At 36.5% G+C, this 531-nt stretch carries 1 protein-coding gene; it reads right to left on the bottom strand.

Going from position 1 to position 531, the window contains the following annotated elements:
* Nucleotides 1-531 (bottom strand): DUF6708 domain-containing protein (locus H3S73_RS13575; protein ID WP_198248925.1); only part of this gene is annotated, 531 nt, incomplete at both ends.

Below are 531 nucleotides of genomic sequence, written 5' to 3'. Positions count from 1 at the left end.
GACGTAATTGGCGTTATCCCATAAGCTAAAGTAATCTATCAGGGTATCGGTTTGTCGGTCGATCACTGCCGCAAAAATCTCCTGCCGCAAAAAGAAGCCATTACGCGTTACCATTCCGTCAATTGATTGCCAGTCATAAACTTTTATAACGGGTTTATAAAGCTTTCTTATCTCCCTTAAGGGAAAATAATAAAGTCGTTTACTTAACATTGGCTCAAACACATAGACTTTGCCGGTTTTACGGTTAAAACGTACCGGGTAGTCGGCTGGCCAAATAATAACTTTTGCTAATTGCATTAGAAATAAAAATAATGCAAACAAAGAAACAATAATCAATCCTAAAGGAAAGGCTCCATAACCATATATAGAATAAAGTCTAATATCGAGAAAAAGCTGTATTCCAATATAAAGGGCGAAAAGAAATGCCCCACATCCACTTAGCTTTTCAATCATCTCTAAAGTACGACCAAATTGGTCATCAGTGCGTCCTATTTCAATAAAAGTATTATTGCCAAAACGAAGATTGGTTAA

It is taken from the genome of Gilliamella sp. B14384G12, assembly GCF_016101825.1.
GTDB classification, from domain to species: domain Bacteria; phylum Pseudomonadota; class Gammaproteobacteria; order Enterobacterales; family Orbaceae; genus Gilliamella; species Gilliamella apicola_N.
Note: the sequence above shows the minus strand (reverse complement) of the source record. Positions and strands in the feature narration are given on the sequence as shown.